The following is a 13334-nucleotide window of genomic DNA, read 5'->3' on the forward strand; positions in this document are numbered from 1 at the left end:
GATGAGGGGGCAACCTCTCGGCCCCGTATACGCTTGCCCGGAAAGGCCTCGTCGATGCGCCTCAAATCCGAAATCTTCGTCTCAGCCCTCGTCCGGCGCGTCTTTTCCGCCGGTGGATTTGCTGCCGTCGAAAAGAAGGGTGCGGAGGCGGCGGGGGCAATCTTCGTGCGTCAACGTCTGCGTGATGGCCGCGAAAACCTCTACGGACCCGCGCCGCAAAGTTTTGCCGATGACGAGGAAATTCGCGCCGAGCGCCGCTTCGAGACACGCCTTGCCGGCGTCGATGGCGAGGAAACCGCCGCCCTTCTGGAAAAGGAACGGCGGTTCGATAGCGATCTGTGGATTGTCGAGATCGAAACGGACGAGATCGGTACTCTTCTGACGCTGGTGGATCAGCCTTAGGTCAGGGGCCGTCTGGTTCAGAACGGACCTGACAGATCCACGGAGAACCCCGGCGAGGTCCGGAATTGCTTCAGGTTCAGGCCGGCTTGCTTAACCTCACGTCCCCGTTTTGTGAACGACCGGTGCGCTGTGGCTCGGCCGTTCGCGGCAATGCGTGTAGCTGTCGGCGCGCCGCCAGCTTTCCACCCGCTCTTCGCATTCCACGGTATCGAGACGGTCGAGCAGGGCTTCGGCGCGGCTCATGTCGCCTTCGGCGGCGGCAAGATGCGGATAGAAACATTGCAGGATGAAGGCGGCCTCGGAAAATTCCATGCCGAGCCCGATGAGTGTGGTGGCGAGCTGTGCGCCTGATATATCGAGCATGATCCGCTCGGACAGCCAGTAGCTGGACGATAGCGAATCCGCCAGCGCCACCGCAAACTGCCGCGCATCGCGCTCGCGGGCAAAACGCACGAGCAGGGCTTCCTGCACGTCACCCAGGCGTCGAAGACCAAGAACATCGCTTTCCGGGCGGTTGAGATGATGCGCCATCTGTTTGATCCGCTGGCGCATTTCCTCTTCGAGCGCAGATACGGTCGCAGTGCCTGCGTCTTCTTCCACCTTCGGTTCTACGGTGCTGACCACCGGCTGCGGAGCGACGGCAATCGTTTCCTCGTCGGGCCGCTTCAGGTCCTCGGTGTGGCGCAGGCCGACAAGCGCATCGATGACGGTTGGCGAAAGGTCGTCACGCCGGACGATGGCGCGGGCATGGGCAGCCCCTTGCGTGCGGGCAATGGTAATCAGCGTGTCGTCGTCGAGGCTTTTCGAAGAAATGAGGAACGGGGCGGCAATCGAAATCGGCTGGCAGGCGATGAAGAAGGCGACCGCCGAGGGCACGCTCGGATGCTGGGAAAGCGCTGCGATCGCTTCCCGCTTGGCTTCTTCGGTGGAGGCGTTGAAAAGCGGCATGAAAAGCTCAGCGAACTGCCGAAGGTCCGTTTTTGACGGATGGGACACAGTCTCGAAATTCGTCACCGTGGCCATAAGCACCACATCTTTCTTCCTCACGGCTCTTGGCCTCTCAAGTTCTCGAAACCGGTCGGTCAACGCACTACCCAACAAACGCAAACACAATATCGGTTCAAATTAGAGCAAATCCGTTGACACCCTGTTAACTATGGGGGGTTGCAAGCGATATTCTGCTGTTATCAACAAGGAATTTTTAAAACCTTCATGACGGGAAAAATGTCATGGAACTTTGCCGCATCGCCTTTGTTTCCAACGGATGTGGCTTTGTGAGGGATAAGTCGGCGCCCGGCGATTAGGGTTAACGGATCATTAACCTCTGTCTGTCTCTAATTTCATGGGCAGTATTAGGATTCCATGTTATTCTGATCCATGGAATAAACCCGAAAATGGCATGCCGAAGCCGTAATCTGCGCATGATCCCGTATAAAATCGTTATCGGTTTCAGGGTCGTGCGAAAACCAGTCCGTGGACTGGAATATGCGCAATGTGATGGTGATGAAATTCCCGACGCAAGACGAGGCTTGCGCGGTTCCCATGAACAACATTGACTCCCGAAGAGGAGACGAGCATGGCAGTTATTATTCCAATCGGCGACGCCCGACGAAGCCTGCGCCCCGCCGGCGTGGTCGGCAAGGTGATGGGTCCGGCGAAGGTCGTGCTGTTTACCGGCGTGCGTTATGAAAAACGCGATACGGAGCCGGATGGCAAGGATGCGCGCAAGCGCAAGCCCGCACCGGAAACCGTTTTCAAATCCTGATTACGCTTGATAGACCGGCGTTATTTCCACGGCGTCGGCTGGCATTTTGCCTCGTTCAGGAACCGTTCCGCTTCTTCCCCGAAACTTGGCTGCGGCACCATCGTGCGCAACACCACATACCCTTCCGTCTGATCCGATTCCGCCAGAATGGCCTGTGACAGCGACGGCGGCTGCGCCTTGCGGATCGCCGCGATCTGCACGGCATCGGCCACCAGAATATCCATCACCCCAGCGGCGGAGGTGCGGTCGTTCATGCTGAACACCTCGTTCGACGCCTTGTCGTAAACCGCGACGGACCAGAAGGGCACGGCGCCGATGGCGGTGAGCCTGACCGGCTTTTCCTCGATATTGAAGGTGCAGACCGCGACCCGCATGAAGGGATCGCCGCTTCCCAGCGTCTTTTTTTCCGTCGTCTCCTCAAGAAGATGAAACAGATGCGGCTTTCCTTCCGCCAAGGCGCGGGTATAGGCGTCGCGATTGCTGAAATGCGGTATCGCCAGAAGAATGACGACATGCAGCACGGCAGCAGCGACGAGACCGGTGAGGATGGCGAGCAGGACCCTAAGCATTGCCACACCCCAGCTTGCGGATTTGCGGCATGGCGATGTCGATCAGGCCGGAACTGCCGGCGACCGGCGTGTCGAGCAGCGTCATGACGAGCTTGAACGTCTGGCCCTGCGGCACCGCCAGCCAGTTATAGGTCTGGGCATCGGGGGCGATGGTGATGTCGATACCGCCGTCCGCACTGCGCAGAAGTGTGCGGGAATTGAGCGCGAAGGGCCGCCCGGCATCTTCGGCCAGCACATTGCCCTGCTGGTCGGCGGTATAGAGCGTCCAGAAACGCGAGGGCGGCACGGCCCCCGCCAGCCGGTAGCGGCATTCGCCGGTCAGACGCTGGCCGTCGCTGTCGACGGAGGCGGTGAAGGCCAGCCCCTCGGCCGTTCCGTAAAGCAGCTTTCCGGCATCCGCGCGGTGCGATTTGGCGTAGGGATCGGCCTCGATCGTCTGCGCTTCCGGAAAGGCGTCCCACGAGCCGATGCGGATCGAGCCGAAGCCGGATGTCGCCTCAAGTGCGGCCAGCGTCGCGGCAATGCCGCCGCCAAAGGCGATCAGTAGGGCGATGCCGACAAGGAATGGAACTCGGAACACGCTGTTTTCCCGTTTTTGAACAGGTCGAGGACTATCACTGATTCCCTGTTTGGAAAATGGCGCGGCTTGTTTAGTCTTTGTGAAAATGATCAGAAGAGGGATTCCATCATGTCGCGACAAGCCGCCATATCTTCGTCGATATCCTGAAACTGCGCACCATCTGGGTGCCGCATTCCTATCCCGGCTGCTCGCAGCATGCGCCGAACGAACATCTGCCGAAGGAGATTGCCCGCGAGGCTCTGCCATCATGGCCGGGCTTTATTGGGATATCGGAGAGGGGGATAGCCCGCCGCTTTAGGCACCCATGACCAGCTTGAAGGCGATGGCCCACATGGTGACGGCGATGATGCCTTCGAGGATGCGCCAGGCGGAAGGCTTCTCAAAGATCGGGCGCAGCCAGCGCGCGCCATAACCCAGCGAAAAGAAGAACAGCAGCGAGCCGGTGGCGGCACCCGCCGCAAAGGTCTTTTCGAAGCCGGGAAACTGCGTGGAGATGGTGCCGAGCAGCACGACGGTATCGAGATAGACATGCGGATTGAGAAAGGTCAGCGCGAGGCAAATGGCGAGCGTCTGCCACAGGCTCGCCTCACGCTTTTCCGCGACCGAGAGCGCCTCCGATGAACGCAGCGCCGAATGCAGGCTTTTGGCGCCATACCAGATGAGGAAGGCCGCACCGGCATACCGCATGATGGGATCGAGCGCCGGCATGACCGCACTTATGCGCTGAAAACCGAAAACGCCGACAGTGATCAGCAATGCGTCGGAAACGGCGCAAGTGAAACACACGGCAAACACATGCGAGCGCGCCAGCCCCTGTTTGAGAACGAATGCGTTCTGCGCGCCGATGGCGACGATGAGGCTCAGACCCATCGTCAGGCCGGTGAAAAATATCTGTATGTCCATGCTGGCTGCTGCCCCGTGCCTGTGCGGATGGCCGATGCCACCACTTCCAAACAGAGTGCTTTGATATTTCGTTCACGTGGCTTAATCAAATTAAACAAATTCAGCTAAAATAAGAAAAACTAATGATCGGTCAAACCATACAACAGGGCGATTTTCTACGACGTTGTCTCCTCTCCACCCTCATTCCTGTGCTCGTCACAGGAATCCAGCCAGCCCAAGTCCTTGGGCTGAAAGGGCTCTCCCGCCGCGCAGACGCGCGTCGACTGGATTCCTGTGACGAGCACAGGAATGAGGGAGGAGAGTACTACCGCCCGGACGCTTCCCGCCCACCACGCCCATATCAACCTCTACAAGGAGGCCTTTGATGCTGGACTATCCCTCCATGCGGGCCGTCGCGCTCGTGGCCCAGACCGGCAGTTTCGAAAAGGCGGCGCAGGTGCTGTGCGTCACGCCGTCGGCCGTTTCCCAGCGTATCAAGCAGCTGGAGGAGCGGCTTGGCGTGGTGTTGATCGTGCGCGGCAACCCTTGCGTGGCGACGGAAAAGGGCGAATGGCTTTGCCGGCACATGGACCATGTCGGCATGCTGGAGAGCGAATTGTTCCGGCAGCTTCCGGCTCTCGCGGAAGCGGGGGAGGTGCCGGAGCGCGTCACGCTCAACATCGCCACCAATGCCGACAGCCTCGGTACATGGTTTCTGGATGCGGTTTCAAAATTCACCGGCGCGAGCGACTACCTCGCCAACATTGCGGTGGACGATCAGGACCACACGGTGGAATGGCTGCGCGGGGGCAGGGTGCTTGCCGCCGTCACCGCCCATGCAAAGCCCGTGCAGGGCTGCCGGGTCACTTCGCTTGGCGTGCTCAGATATCACGCCACCGCCAGCCCGGATTTCATGGCGCGTTATTTCGCCGATGGCGTTACGCCCGCCACGCTTGCCCGCGCGCCGGGGCTCACCTTCAACCAGAAGGACAGGCTGCAGGCCAGCTGGATCAGAAACGCGCTGGGTGAGGATGTCTCCTATCCCACCCACTGGCTGCCCTCGACCGATGGTTTCGTGAAGGCGAGCCTCGCCGGTATGGGCTGGGGCCTCAACCCGGTGCAGCTGGTGCATGATTACATCAAAGCGGGGAGGCTGGTGGAAGTCGTTCCCGGCACACCGTTCGATATCCCGCTCTACTGGCAGGTCAACCGGCTCGCCGCCGACCGGCTGGCGGGGCTGACGGCCTCGGTGGTGGAAACGGCGAGGGCGGCGCTGATGCCTTGAGCATTGGGCGCTCGATTTGCAGAGAAGGGGGCTGTGGAGCGTGTGGCTCACCCCCTCTGTCCTGCCGGACATCTCCCCCACAAGGAGGGAGATCGACCCGAGGCGAGGTCTCGCCCGTCTCAACGTCAGTGAATGAAGTGGCGGTAGCGCCGCTTGCCGATCTCCCCCCTTGGGGGGAGATGCCCGGCACAGAGGGGGGTAAACCTCGCGCTCCGGCAGAAACCTACTAAGGCAAGGTACGCGGCCTTTACTGTCGGCCGGCCTGATCTTTGCCATCCCGCAACGAAGCTTCCGCCACCTTCTGCGTCGTCACGGTCAAAGGCGAGGCTTCCTTCATCTTTTTGGCGATGGAGCGGATGACGCGCGTTGCCTCTGCCGAAAGCGAACGCGGGCGCGTAAGCGCCGGCATGGCGGGCGCGCTGGCGGATGCGGCGGCGACTTCGGCCGAGGGCTGCGGGCGCGTGCCTGTCGGCAGCGGGTTCTGGATGCCGGGAATGGGGCGTAGCTCCATGCCCTGATGGGCGTAATCCATCAGCCGTTTATAGGTCATGGCCGGAAGCGCGCCGCCGGTCATGTTGTTCATCGGCGTGAAATCGTCGTTCCCGAACCAGACCGCCGTGGTGTAATTGCCGGTGAAGCCCACATACCAGGCATCGCGGTAAGCCTGCGATGTGCCGGTCTTGCCGCCGGAAACGATGCCGTTTTCCAACGCGCCGCGCCGGGCCGTACCCATGACGGGAATGGTCACCAGCATCTGGTTCATCTTCGAATTGGCATCTTCGGAAAGCACCCGTTTGGCGGGCGGCTCGTCCCGGCCGAAATCGTAGAGAACCTTGCCCTCGTAATCCAGCACCTGTTCGATGCCGTGGCGGCGCGATTGCATGCCGTCGGCCGGGAACACGGCATAGGCCGTTGCCTGATCGAGAACCGTCAATTCCGATGTGCCGAGCGGGATGGTCTTGTCGCTGCGCAGCGGCGTGGCCACCCCCATCGCCTTGGCCGTGTCGACGATCACCTGCGTGCCGAGCACGTCCTTGGCGAGCCGCACCGGCACGGTATTGTAGGATTTGGCAAGCGCCACCTGCAATGTCACCTTGCCGGCATAGGAGCGGCCGTAATTCTGCGGCGACCAGCCGCGCCAGGTCACCGGCGCATCGGAAATCAGCGTCTCCGGCTTCATGCCCTTTTCCATGGCGGCCGAGTAGGTATAGACCTTGAAGGAGGACCCCGGCTGGCGCAGCGCCGCCGTGGCGCGGTTGAACTGGCTCTCGCCGTAATCACGCCCGCCGACCATGGCGCGCAATGCGCCGCCGTTTTCGAGCATCACCATCGCGCCCTGCTTGACGCGGTAGCCTTCGCCGAATTCGCGCAGGCTCATTTCCATCGCCTGTTCGGCCGCCTGTTGCAGGCCGGTGTCGATGGTGGTGCGCACGACGACGGTGTGATCCTTAAACTTGCCCTGCGCCGCCAGCCGCTGCACCTCGTCGAAGGCCCAGTCCAGGAAATAATCCGGCGCCTTCACATCGGCGCGGTCGATGACGGTGGCCGGGTTGCGCCTTGCGCCGATCACCTGACCCTCGGTCATCAGCCCGCTCTGCACCAGATTGGAAAGCACGGTGTTGGCGCGCGCACGCGCTGCCGGAAGGTTGACATGCGGCGCATATTTGGCAGGCGCCTTGAACAGGCCGGCCAGAATGGCGGATTCGGCAAGCGTCACATCGGTCAGGTTCTTGCCGAAGTAAAATTGCGCCGCCGCCGCCGCCCCGAAGGTGCCGCCGCCCATATAGGCGCGGTCGAGATAAAGGCTGAGGATTTCCTTCTTCGACATGTTGGTCTCGAGCCAGAGCGCGAGGAAGGCTTCCTTGATCTTGCGCTCCAGCGAGCGCTCATTGGTAAGGAACAGGTTCTTGGCAAGCTGCTGCGTCAGCGTCGAGCCGCCCTGCACCACGCCGCCAGCGCGGGCATTCTCGCTCATGGCGCGGGCAAGGCCGATGAAATCGATGCCGAAATGGTCGAAGAAACGCCGGTCTTCGGTGGCCAGAACCGCCTTGATGAAGTGATCAGGCATCTGGTCGATCGGGACGGAATCTTCATGAATGATGCCGCGATGGCCGATGGTGTTGCCGTAACGGTCAAGGAAGGTCACGGCGAAATCGCCGCGATAACGCCAGTCCTTCTTGGTTTCTTCAAAAGCGGGCATGGCAAGCGCCAGAAGCACGACGCAGCCCGCCGTTCCGAAGGTCAGTGCGTCGCCGGTCAGGTTGACGAGAAGTTTCTTCCAGCCGCGCACATGCAGTTTGCGCGAGGCGATGGTGACGTCTTCCCAGAAATCCACCAGCCTTGCCGCAGCCGTCCACAGGCCGGAGTCGATGAAGCTATCGATTCTCAGCAGGGTGTGTCGCTTTTTGCGACCGTTCTTATCGTCTTTTTCTTCCTGCACCTGGCGATGTTTTCCTGTTCAACGCAACGCGGACCGTCGATGTTTCTGCGCTTCACCCAATTCCGGACGCAAAACCGTGGCATGGTTCTGCCAGAATTGCTTGACGCGGCGGCTTGTCCCGGGCCAATGACCGTTTGCCACCCGCCGAAATGCTAAAATATCGTACAAACCAGCCCTTGGCGATACGATATTAAGGATTAGGGAACGGTTAAACCTTGCCCTCCAATAGATCAAAATGGAACGGAAATGTTAACGATGAATGACGCGCCGTTCTGGAAAACCAAATCGCTGGAGGAAATGACCGGCGAGGAATGGGAAAGCCTGTGCGACGGCTGCGGCCTGTGCTGTCTGAACAAGCTGGAGGACTGGGACACCGGCGAGGTGGCGTTCACGTCGGTCCGCTGTCAGCTGCTCGACGGCGAAAGCTGTCGGTGTTCCGACTATGATAACCGCCGCGCCACCGTGCCGGACTGTATCCAGCTGGATTTGAAGAAGGTCTACGAAATCGGCTGGCTGCCGCCCACCTGCGCCTATGCGCTGGTGCGTGACGGCAAGGATTTGTACTGGTGGCACTATCTCGTCTCCGGTGACGTGAACACCGTGCATCAGGCCGGTATTTCCGCGCGTGGCCGCACCGTCAACGAGCTGGATGTGGATGTTGACGACTTCGAGGATTATGTGGTCGACTGGCCGCTGACAGTGGGTGAGACGGCGGGCGAAAAGGCGAACGGATGACGGAAAGCGTCAATTTTCGCTTTGGTCCTATTCCTGCCCCATCGTTCTCTTAAGGCATGTCGCCCGAAAGTGTGCCGCGGTTTCGGGCGAACGGCAGGTCCAAAACAAGGACCGTCGTTCAGCCATTCCGGCAAATGATCCGCAAAATGCGGACGAGGGACATCAAAACGCATGCGCTATCGGCTGCCCGCCATCATTCTTTCGTGTATTGCCCTTCAGGGCATCCTGCCGTTTTCCGCCTCGGCCCAGCAATCGCAGGCCTTTGAATGCACGCTGGTCACCTCCATCGAAACCGGCGCGGTCATCAACCAGCAGGGCGCCTGTGACCAGCGCGTGGCGCCGGCCTCCACCTTCAAGGTGCCCCTGGCGCTGATCGGTTACGATGCCGGTATCCTGCTGGATGAGAAGACGCCCGCATGGGACTGGAAGCCGGGCACGGAGGCCCGCGCGCAGGACCGCAAGACGGTCGATCCGACCATATGGGAACAGGATTCTGTGCTGTGGTACTCGCGCGAACTCACCCGTAGGCTTGGCCCGGAAAAATTCGCCGCCTATGTGAAGCGCCTCGGTTACGGCAACGCCGATGTATCCGGCGAGCCGGGCAAGAATAACGGCCTCACCCATTCATGGCTCGGCGCTTCGCTGACCGTTTCGCCGGTCGAACAGGTGGGCTTCATCCGCCGCCTGCTGGCCGGAAATCTGCCGCTCTCACGCGATGCGCAGGCAAAGACCCGCGCGATCGTGCCGGTGTTCGACGCGCCGGAGAGCTGGAGCGTGCACGGCAAGACCGGCACGGGCTACATGCGTGATGAAAAGGGCAACCCCGACCGCAACCGCCCCTTCGGCTGGTTCGTCGGCTGGGCGGAGCGTGAAGGTCAGCACATCGTCTTCGCAAGGCTGCGCGTTGCCGACAAGCCATCGAACGAAGCGCTCGGCCCTTTGGTGCGCGACGCCTTCCTGCGCGATATTCCCCGGCTGGCGGTGCACAGGTAGCAGGGTCAACCGGGATCGTTCAGATCGCGTGTTTACTTGAAAAGCTCAATCTGCCTTGCCGAAACGATTGCGCTTCGCGGCGGCGATAGCACGAGCGTCTTCAATCGCGGCAAGCGTTTCAGCATTCGGGCGCGTCAGTTCTATCGGCAGCGCTTTTTCGCGGGCAATTCGCGTCAACATCATTCGCATGACATCGGAAACAGTCAGCCCCAGACTATCAAGCACGGCAGTCGCATCGTCCTTGATTGCCTGATCGATACGCGCTCTCACATATGCATTTGCGGTCATGATCGACCTCCTTTTTCAGATCTCGTATGTAGCTCAATTGAGCACCAATTTCAACGATCATGACTGTGTTGCCCGCATGCGTTCATAGCTGGCGACCGCACTCACTTTTCTGTGCGCAATAAAATGCATCCTCTTCCCTTGACCTTCCCATGATGGGAATCCCTACATAGGGTCTCGAAACGGGCAATGGTCGCCTATAGGGAAGTAACACTATGAATATCGGACAGGCATCGGAAGCATCCGGCGTTTCCGCCAAGATGATCCGCTATTACGAGCAGATCGGCCTCATCACCCCCGCCGCCCGCACCGGCAATAATTACCGGGTCTATGGCGAGCAGGACGTGCACAATCTGCGCTTCATCAAGCGGGCGCGCACGCTCGGCTTTTCATTGGAAGAGACCGAAACGCTGCTGAAACTCTGGCAGGACAAGAGCCGCGAGAGTTCGGCGGTGAAGGATATTGCGCTCGTGCATATCGCGGATCTCGAACAGAAGATCGCCGAGATGAAGGGCATGGTGAAGACGCTGTCCCACCTTGCCCATTGCTGCGGCGGCGACCACCGGCCCGATTGCCCGATCCTCGACGATCTTGCGGCAGGCGTCGAAAAGACCGCCCACAAGCCCGCGAGAACCCACTGACATCGACTGGCGAACACCATGAATTTTCACGTTGCGGACATGACGGGCAGTCATAGTCGGTGGAACGAGTGTGGAAGATGTGCTGCTGAGTAGCATCATTCTCTTGAAACGGGACCACCGCTATGTCCGTAAAAGCATCTGTCTCCATTTCCGATCAGCAGGATATTTTCGCTCGCAGGTTGGTGGAGGAGGGGCGTTATGCCAGCCTCAGCGCCGTGGTCCAGCGCGGACTGGAATTGCTCCGGCAGGAAACCGAATTGAAGGAAGCCGAGCTTGCCGTCCTTCGCGAGTTGCTGGCTGAGCGCGGGCAGGGGGAGTTTATCTCCGTCGAAGATGGCAAGGACAGAACGGCGGCGATGATCGCAGCCAAAAAGGCCAGCTATGGCCTTTAAGGTGCTGCGTTCGACGGAAACGGATCAGGACCTCGGCCTCATTCTGGATCATCTCGTCCAGTCATATCTCGACCTTGGCGACGCCTTGCCAGGAGCTTTTACGCGAGCTGCGCGGCGCGTGGGCTCGATTGAAGCGGATATGGAAGCTCTTCAAAAAGCGCCTTTTCAGGGGACGCTGTCACCCGAAATATTGCCCGGCCTTCGCCGGGTAACGAAAAATCAGGCGATTTTTTATTTCGATGTCGATGAGAGCGAAAAGACCGTTCGTATTCTCGTGGTGTTTTTCGGCGGTCAGGACCATCTGCGCCATATGCTGAAGCGCTTTGCATCCTCCGCCGACAGTCTTACCTAAACCTCGTCGAATGCGCCGCCTTCCCGCGAGGGGTTGCGGTTGATGACGCGCTCTTCCGCGTCGTCGGGAAGAGCTTCGTCGCTTTCCTGATAGGGATCGTCCTCGGTCTCGGTCTCTTCTTCCTCGATTTCCTGTTCGATCGACTGCGGAATTTCTCCCTTTGCCGGAAGGGCGTCGATGTCGAGATCGAGCAGGTCCTCGTCCATGGCATCTTCGTTGCGGGGCATGATTTTCTTGCGGTCCATGACGGTATCCTTTCTGTCAGTGTCACTGAACAAACGACCGGCGCGCGCAGAGGGTTCCTGACGCCGGTTAATTCGCGCAAACGGGAATAGTGAAAAAGGCGCCTTGACCTCAATGGTGCTTGAGGTTCTAGTTTGCCGGCCGTATCGCAAAAAAGGAAAGGATACGGCTTTGACGAGTATGGAAATGACGGAGAAAAATAGCTGGACGGAATTGCTTGGTGGGGCGAACCTCTCGCTTCTGACCGTTATTTCCTCCGGTATCGGCCTGCACGCCTTCAACCAGTTCGCGGTGGTGACGGCCTTGCCGGTGGCCGTGCGCGAAATCGGCGGCGCGGCCTTCTATAGCTGGGCCTACAGCCTCTATTTCGTCGGTTCCGTGGCGGGTGGCGTTACCGCCGTTCTGTTTCGCGAGCGTTTTGGCGCACGCAGTGTTCTATTCCTGTGCTGCCTGATCTTTTCATTCGGCTCCGTCATGTCGGCGCTCGCCGACAGCTTTTTATGGGTCGTCATCGGCCGGGCGTTGCAGGGGCTTGCCGACGGCCTGATCGTGGCTGTTTGCTACAGTCTCATACCCGCCGGTTTTCGTTCGGCCCTGCTGCCGAAGGTCTTCGCCATAGAGGCGGCCATCTGGGCGGTCGCGTCCTTCGTCGGGCCGCTGACCGGCGGTTTTGCAACCGAGCATATCTCCTGGCGCGCGACCTTCCTCCTGTCCGCGCCGCTGATCGTGCTGTTGCTGGCCTATACGGCGATTGCCGTCTCGGCGGAGCAGCGGCCGGTGGCGACGACGCGCAAACCGCTGGTTCCACTGCTTCTCTGCCTTGTCGGCGCATTGGCCTTTTCCGCACCCTCCGCCTTTGAGGATGCCGGCCTGCGCATCGCCTCCCTGCTTGCCGGGGCGGCACTGTTGTGGGCCTCGCTGAAGGTGGGCACCCGCCCTGCCGCCGGCCTGTTCCCGAAGGATTCTTTCCGGCTGAAAACGGTGCTCGGCAGCGGTTTCTGGGTGTTGTTCCTGATGTCCTATGCCCATGCGCTGGGCAGCGTCTATCTCGCTTATGTCGCCATCAATTTCTGGCACCATGAGCCGACCTTCGCCGGTTTCATCGTCGTGACGATGCCGCTTGCCTGGAGCTTCGTGGCGATGCTCATCGGCAGTGTGCGTTCCAGCCGCCTGCGGGAGCTTTGCCTGCATTATGGCCCTTACCAGATGGTGCCCGGCTGCGCGCTGCTCGGACTTGGGCTGGCGACGGGAAACTGGCCGGAAATGCTTGCCGGGCAAATCCTGATCGGTTCGGCTTTCGGAATGTCCTGGGCCGGCATCAGCCAGGCGGCCATGGAGGCTGCGCCGGAAGAGGAGCGCAAAATGACCGGCGCATTGCTGCCCACCGTCGCGACGCTCGGTGCTGCGGCCGGTGCGGGTGCAAGCGGTACGGTTGCTGCGGCAACCGATCTCGTCACGCAGATCGATCTTGCGGATGTAACGATGCCGATGGTCTATCTTTACGGGCTGGGTGTCATCGTGTCGCTGCTTGCGATCCTGACCACCCGCGGGCTACGGAGCGGCCAGCGCTAACGCCTCTACGGCGCGCGGTTACGACTGGGTGGTGGCGATGGTGATCGCCACCAGATAGACGACGAAGGACATGATCGCGATCGCGCCGATAACGATGACGATGCCCTTGCCGGCGCGTTTTTTCTCGGCCTTGTTTTCGTTGGCTTCAGTCGGAAACAGGATGGGGTCGCGGGTATCGCGGATCTTGGTCATGCCGTT

At 60.3% G+C, this 13334-nt stretch carries 17 protein-coding genes and 1 pseudogene; 10 read left to right on the top strand and 8 right to left on the bottom strand.

What is annotated here, in order from left to right; translation table 11 throughout:
* Positions 1 to 54 precede the first annotated feature (54 nt).
* Positions 55 to 402, top strand: a complete 348-nt coding sequence (locus QSK43_RS23090; RefSeq protein WP_332305436.1) for a DUF1491 family protein — start codon at positions 55 to 57, stop codon at positions 400 to 402.
* Between the two features lie 96 nt (positions 403 to 498).
* Here the strand turns inward: QSK43_RS23090 and QSK43_RS23095 are convergent, their stop codons facing one another.
* The gene (locus QSK43_RS23095) at positions 499 to 1425 is read right to left on the bottom strand and encodes a DUF2336 domain-containing protein (RefSeq protein WP_332305510.1); all 927 of its coding nucleotides are present in this window, start codon (positions 1423 to 1425) and stop codon (positions 499 to 501) included.
* Between the two features lie 553 nt (positions 1426 to 1978).
* Between QSK43_RS23095 and QSK43_RS23100 the strand changes: the two genes are divergently transcribed.
* Positions 1979 to 2167: a hypothetical protein gene (locus tag QSK43_RS23100; protein ID WP_332305437.1), complete on the top strand. Its 189-nt coding sequence runs from the start codon at positions 1979 to 1981 to the stop codon at positions 2165 to 2167.
* A gap of 20 nt (positions 2168 to 2187) precedes the next feature.
* On the opposite strand, the gene QSK43_RS23105 is transcribed toward QSK43_RS23100, so the two are convergent.
* Both QSK43_RS23105 and QSK43_RS23110 read right to left on the bottom strand, forming a co-directional pair.
* The gene (locus QSK43_RS23105; RefSeq protein WP_332305438.1) at positions 2188 to 2736 is read right to left on the bottom strand and encodes a DUF1254 domain-containing protein; all 549 of its coding nucleotides are present in this window, start codon (positions 2734 to 2736) and stop codon (positions 2188 to 2190) included.
* Complete coding sequence (locus tag QSK43_RS23110) at positions 2729 to 3316, bottom strand: DUF1214 domain-containing protein (protein ID WP_045017981.1); 588 nt, start codon at positions 3314 to 3316, stop codon at positions 2729 to 2731. Before QSK43_RS23110 ends, QSK43_RS23105 begins: the two co-directional genes overlap by 8 nt.
* A 128-nt stretch (positions 3317 to 3444) precedes the next feature.
* Here QSK43_RS23110 and QSK43_RS23115 point away from each other — a divergent pair.
* Positions 3445 to 3614, top strand: a pseudogene (locus tag QSK43_RS23115) (M20 peptidase family dipeptidase); the annotation flags it as partial.
* Here QSK43_RS23115 and QSK43_RS23120 read toward each other — a convergent pair.
* Complete coding sequence (locus tag QSK43_RS23120) at positions 3611 to 4219, bottom strand: LysE/ArgO family amino acid transporter (RefSeq protein WP_332305439.1); 609 nt, start codon at positions 4217 to 4219, stop codon at positions 3611 to 3613. The pseudogene QSK43_RS23115 and the gene QSK43_RS23120 overlap by 4 nt on opposite strands.
* A gap of 364 nt (positions 4220 to 4583) precedes the next feature.
* Here QSK43_RS23120 and QSK43_RS23125 point away from each other — a divergent pair, with 364 nt between their 5' ends.
* Complete coding sequence (locus QSK43_RS23125) at positions 4584 to 5483, top strand: LysR family transcriptional regulator ArgP (RefSeq protein WP_332305440.1); 900 nt, start codon at positions 4584 to 4586, stop codon at positions 5481 to 5483.
* A gap of 247 nt (positions 5484 to 5730) precedes the next feature.
* Here the strand turns inward: QSK43_RS23125 and QSK43_RS23130 are convergent, their stop codons facing one another.
* Positions 5731 to 7923 carry a transglycosylase domain-containing protein gene (locus tag QSK43_RS23130; protein WP_332305441.1) on the bottom strand — a complete coding sequence of 731 codons (2193 nt, stop codon included), beginning with the start codon at positions 7921 to 7923 and terminating at the stop codon, positions 5731 to 5733.
* 255 nt (positions 7924 to 8178) lie between these two features.
* Here QSK43_RS23130 and QSK43_RS23135 point away from each other — a divergent pair, with 255 nt between their 5' ends.
* Together QSK43_RS23135 and blaOXA are read left to right on the top strand one after the other, a co-directional pair.
* On the top strand, positions 8179 to 8658 hold the full coding sequence (locus QSK43_RS23135; protein WP_045017169.1) for a YcgN family cysteine cluster protein: 480 nt from the start codon (positions 8179 to 8181) through the stop codon (positions 8656 to 8658).
* A 171-nt stretch (positions 8659 to 8829) separates the two neighbouring features.
* Positions 8830 to 9651, top strand: coding sequence for a class D beta-lactamase (gene blaOXA / locus QSK43_RS23140; RefSeq protein WP_045017167.1), 822 nt, complete (start codon positions 8830 to 8832; stop codon positions 9649 to 9651).
* A gap of 45 nt (positions 9652 to 9696) precedes the next feature.
* On the opposite strand, the gene QSK43_RS23145 is transcribed toward blaOXA, so the two are convergent.
* Complete coding sequence (locus QSK43_RS23145) at positions 9697 to 9939, bottom strand: type II toxin-antitoxin system RelB/DinJ family antitoxin (RefSeq protein ID WP_332305442.1); 243 nt, start codon at positions 9937 to 9939, stop codon at positions 9697 to 9699.
* A gap of 212 nt (positions 9940 to 10151) precedes the next feature.
* On the opposite strand from QSK43_RS23145, the gene cueR reads away from it, so the two are divergent.
* The 3 genes from cueR (at position 10152) to QSK43_RS23160 (ending at position 11321) form a co-directional block, all read left to right on the top strand.
* Positions 10152 to 10577 carry a Cu(I)-responsive transcriptional regulator gene (gene cueR / locus QSK43_RS23150; protein ID WP_045017161.1) on the top strand — a complete coding sequence of 142 codons (426 nt, stop codon included), beginning with the start codon at positions 10152 to 10154 and terminating at the stop codon, positions 10575 to 10577.
* Positions 10578 to 10699: 122 nt separating this feature from the next.
* Positions 10700 to 10969 carry a ribbon-helix-helix domain-containing protein gene (locus tag QSK43_RS23155; RefSeq protein WP_332305443.1) on the top strand — a complete coding sequence of 90 codons (270 nt, stop codon included), beginning with the start codon at positions 10700 to 10702 and terminating at the stop codon, positions 10967 to 10969.
* Complete coding sequence (locus QSK43_RS23160) at positions 10959 to 11321, top strand: type II toxin-antitoxin system RelE/ParE family toxin (RefSeq protein ID WP_332305444.1); 363 nt, start codon at positions 10959 to 10961, stop codon at positions 11319 to 11321. Before QSK43_RS23155 ends, QSK43_RS23160 begins: the two co-directional genes overlap by 11 nt.
* On the opposite strand, the gene QSK43_RS23165 is transcribed toward QSK43_RS23160, so the two are convergent.
* The gene (locus tag QSK43_RS23165) at positions 11318 to 11566 is read right to left on the bottom strand and encodes a hypothetical protein (RefSeq protein WP_045017342.1); all 249 of its coding nucleotides are present in this window, start codon (positions 11564 to 11566) and stop codon (positions 11318 to 11320) included. The genes QSK43_RS23160 and QSK43_RS23165 overlap by 4 nt on opposite strands.
* A gap of 178 nt (positions 11567 to 11744) precedes the next feature.
* On the opposite strand from QSK43_RS23165, the gene QSK43_RS23170 reads away from it, so the two are divergent.
* Entirely contained in the window at positions 11745 to 13136 is a 1392-nt protein-coding gene (locus QSK43_RS23170) for an MFS transporter (RefSeq protein ID WP_332305511.1), read from the top strand.
* Positions 13137 to 13154: 18 nt separating this feature from the next.
* Here the strand turns inward: QSK43_RS23170 and QSK43_RS23175 are convergent, their stop codons facing one another.
* Positions 13155 to 13328 carry a hypothetical protein gene (locus QSK43_RS23175; protein WP_332305445.1) on the bottom strand — a complete coding sequence of 58 codons (174 nt, stop codon included), beginning with the start codon at positions 13326 to 13328 and terminating at the stop codon, positions 13155 to 13157.
* Positions 13329 to 13334 lie beyond the last annotated feature (6 nt).

It is taken from the genome of Rhizobium sp. GR12, from assembly GCF_036596185.1.
In the GTDB taxonomy this organism is placed as follows: domain Bacteria; phylum Pseudomonadota; class Alphaproteobacteria; order Rhizobiales; family Rhizobiaceae; genus Agrobacterium; species Agrobacterium nepotum.

Excerpts from the sequence above, each read along its gene's own strand:
- QSK43_RS23090 (WP_332305436.1), top strand. The coding sequence starts at position 55 with ATGCGCCTCAAATCCGAAATCTTCGTCTCAGCCCTCGTCCGGCGCGTC.
- QSK43_RS23095 (WP_332305510.1), bottom strand. The coding sequence starts at position 1,425 with ATGGCCACGGTGACGAATTTCGAGACTGTGTCCCATCCGTCAAAAACG.
- QSK43_RS23100 (WP_332305437.1), top strand. The coding sequence starts at position 1,979 with ATGGCAGTTATTATTCCAATCGGCGACGCCCGACGAAGCCTGCGCCCC.
- QSK43_RS23105 (WP_332305438.1), bottom strand. The coding sequence starts at position 2,736 with ATGCTTAGGGTCCTGCTCGCCATCCTCACCGGTCTCGTCGCTGCTGCC.
- QSK43_RS23120 (WP_332305439.1), bottom strand. The coding sequence starts at position 4,219 with ATGGACATACAGATATTTTTCACCGGCCTGACGATGGGTCTGAGCCTC.
- QSK43_RS23125 (WP_332305440.1), top strand. The coding sequence starts at position 4,584 with ATGCTGGACTATCCCTCCATGCGGGCCGTCGCGCTCGTGGCCCAGACC.
- QSK43_RS23135 (WP_045017169.1), top strand. The coding sequence starts at position 8,179 with ATGAATGACGCGCCGTTCTGGAAAACCAAATCGCTGGAGGAAATGACC.
- blaOXA (WP_045017167.1), top strand. The coding sequence starts at position 8,830 with ATGCGCTATCGGCTGCCCGCCATCATTCTTTCGTGTATTGCCCTTCAG.
- QSK43_RS23145 (WP_332305442.1), bottom strand. The coding sequence starts at position 9,939 with ATGACCGCAAATGCATATGTGAGAGCGCGTATCGATCAGGCAATCAAG.
- cueR (WP_045017161.1), top strand. The coding sequence starts at position 10,152 with ATGAATATCGGACAGGCATCGGAAGCATCCGGCGTTTCCGCCAAGATG.
- QSK43_RS23155 (WP_332305443.1), top strand. The coding sequence starts at position 10,700 with ATGTCCGTAAAAGCATCTGTCTCCATTTCCGATCAGCAGGATATTTTC.
- QSK43_RS23160 (WP_332305444.1), top strand. The coding sequence starts at position 10,959 with ATGGCCTTTAAGGTGCTGCGTTCGACGGAAACGGATCAGGACCTCGGC.
- QSK43_RS23165 (WP_045017342.1), bottom strand. The coding sequence starts at position 11,566 with ATGGACCGCAAGAAAATCATGCCCCGCAACGAAGATGCCATGGACGAG.
- QSK43_RS23170 (WP_332305511.1), top strand. The coding sequence starts at position 11,745 with ATGGAAATGACGGAGAAAAATAGCTGGACGGAATTGCTTGGTGGGGCG.
- QSK43_RS23175 (WP_332305445.1), bottom strand. The coding sequence starts at position 13,328 with ATGACCAAGATCCGCGATACCCGCGACCCCATCCTGTTTCCGACTGAA.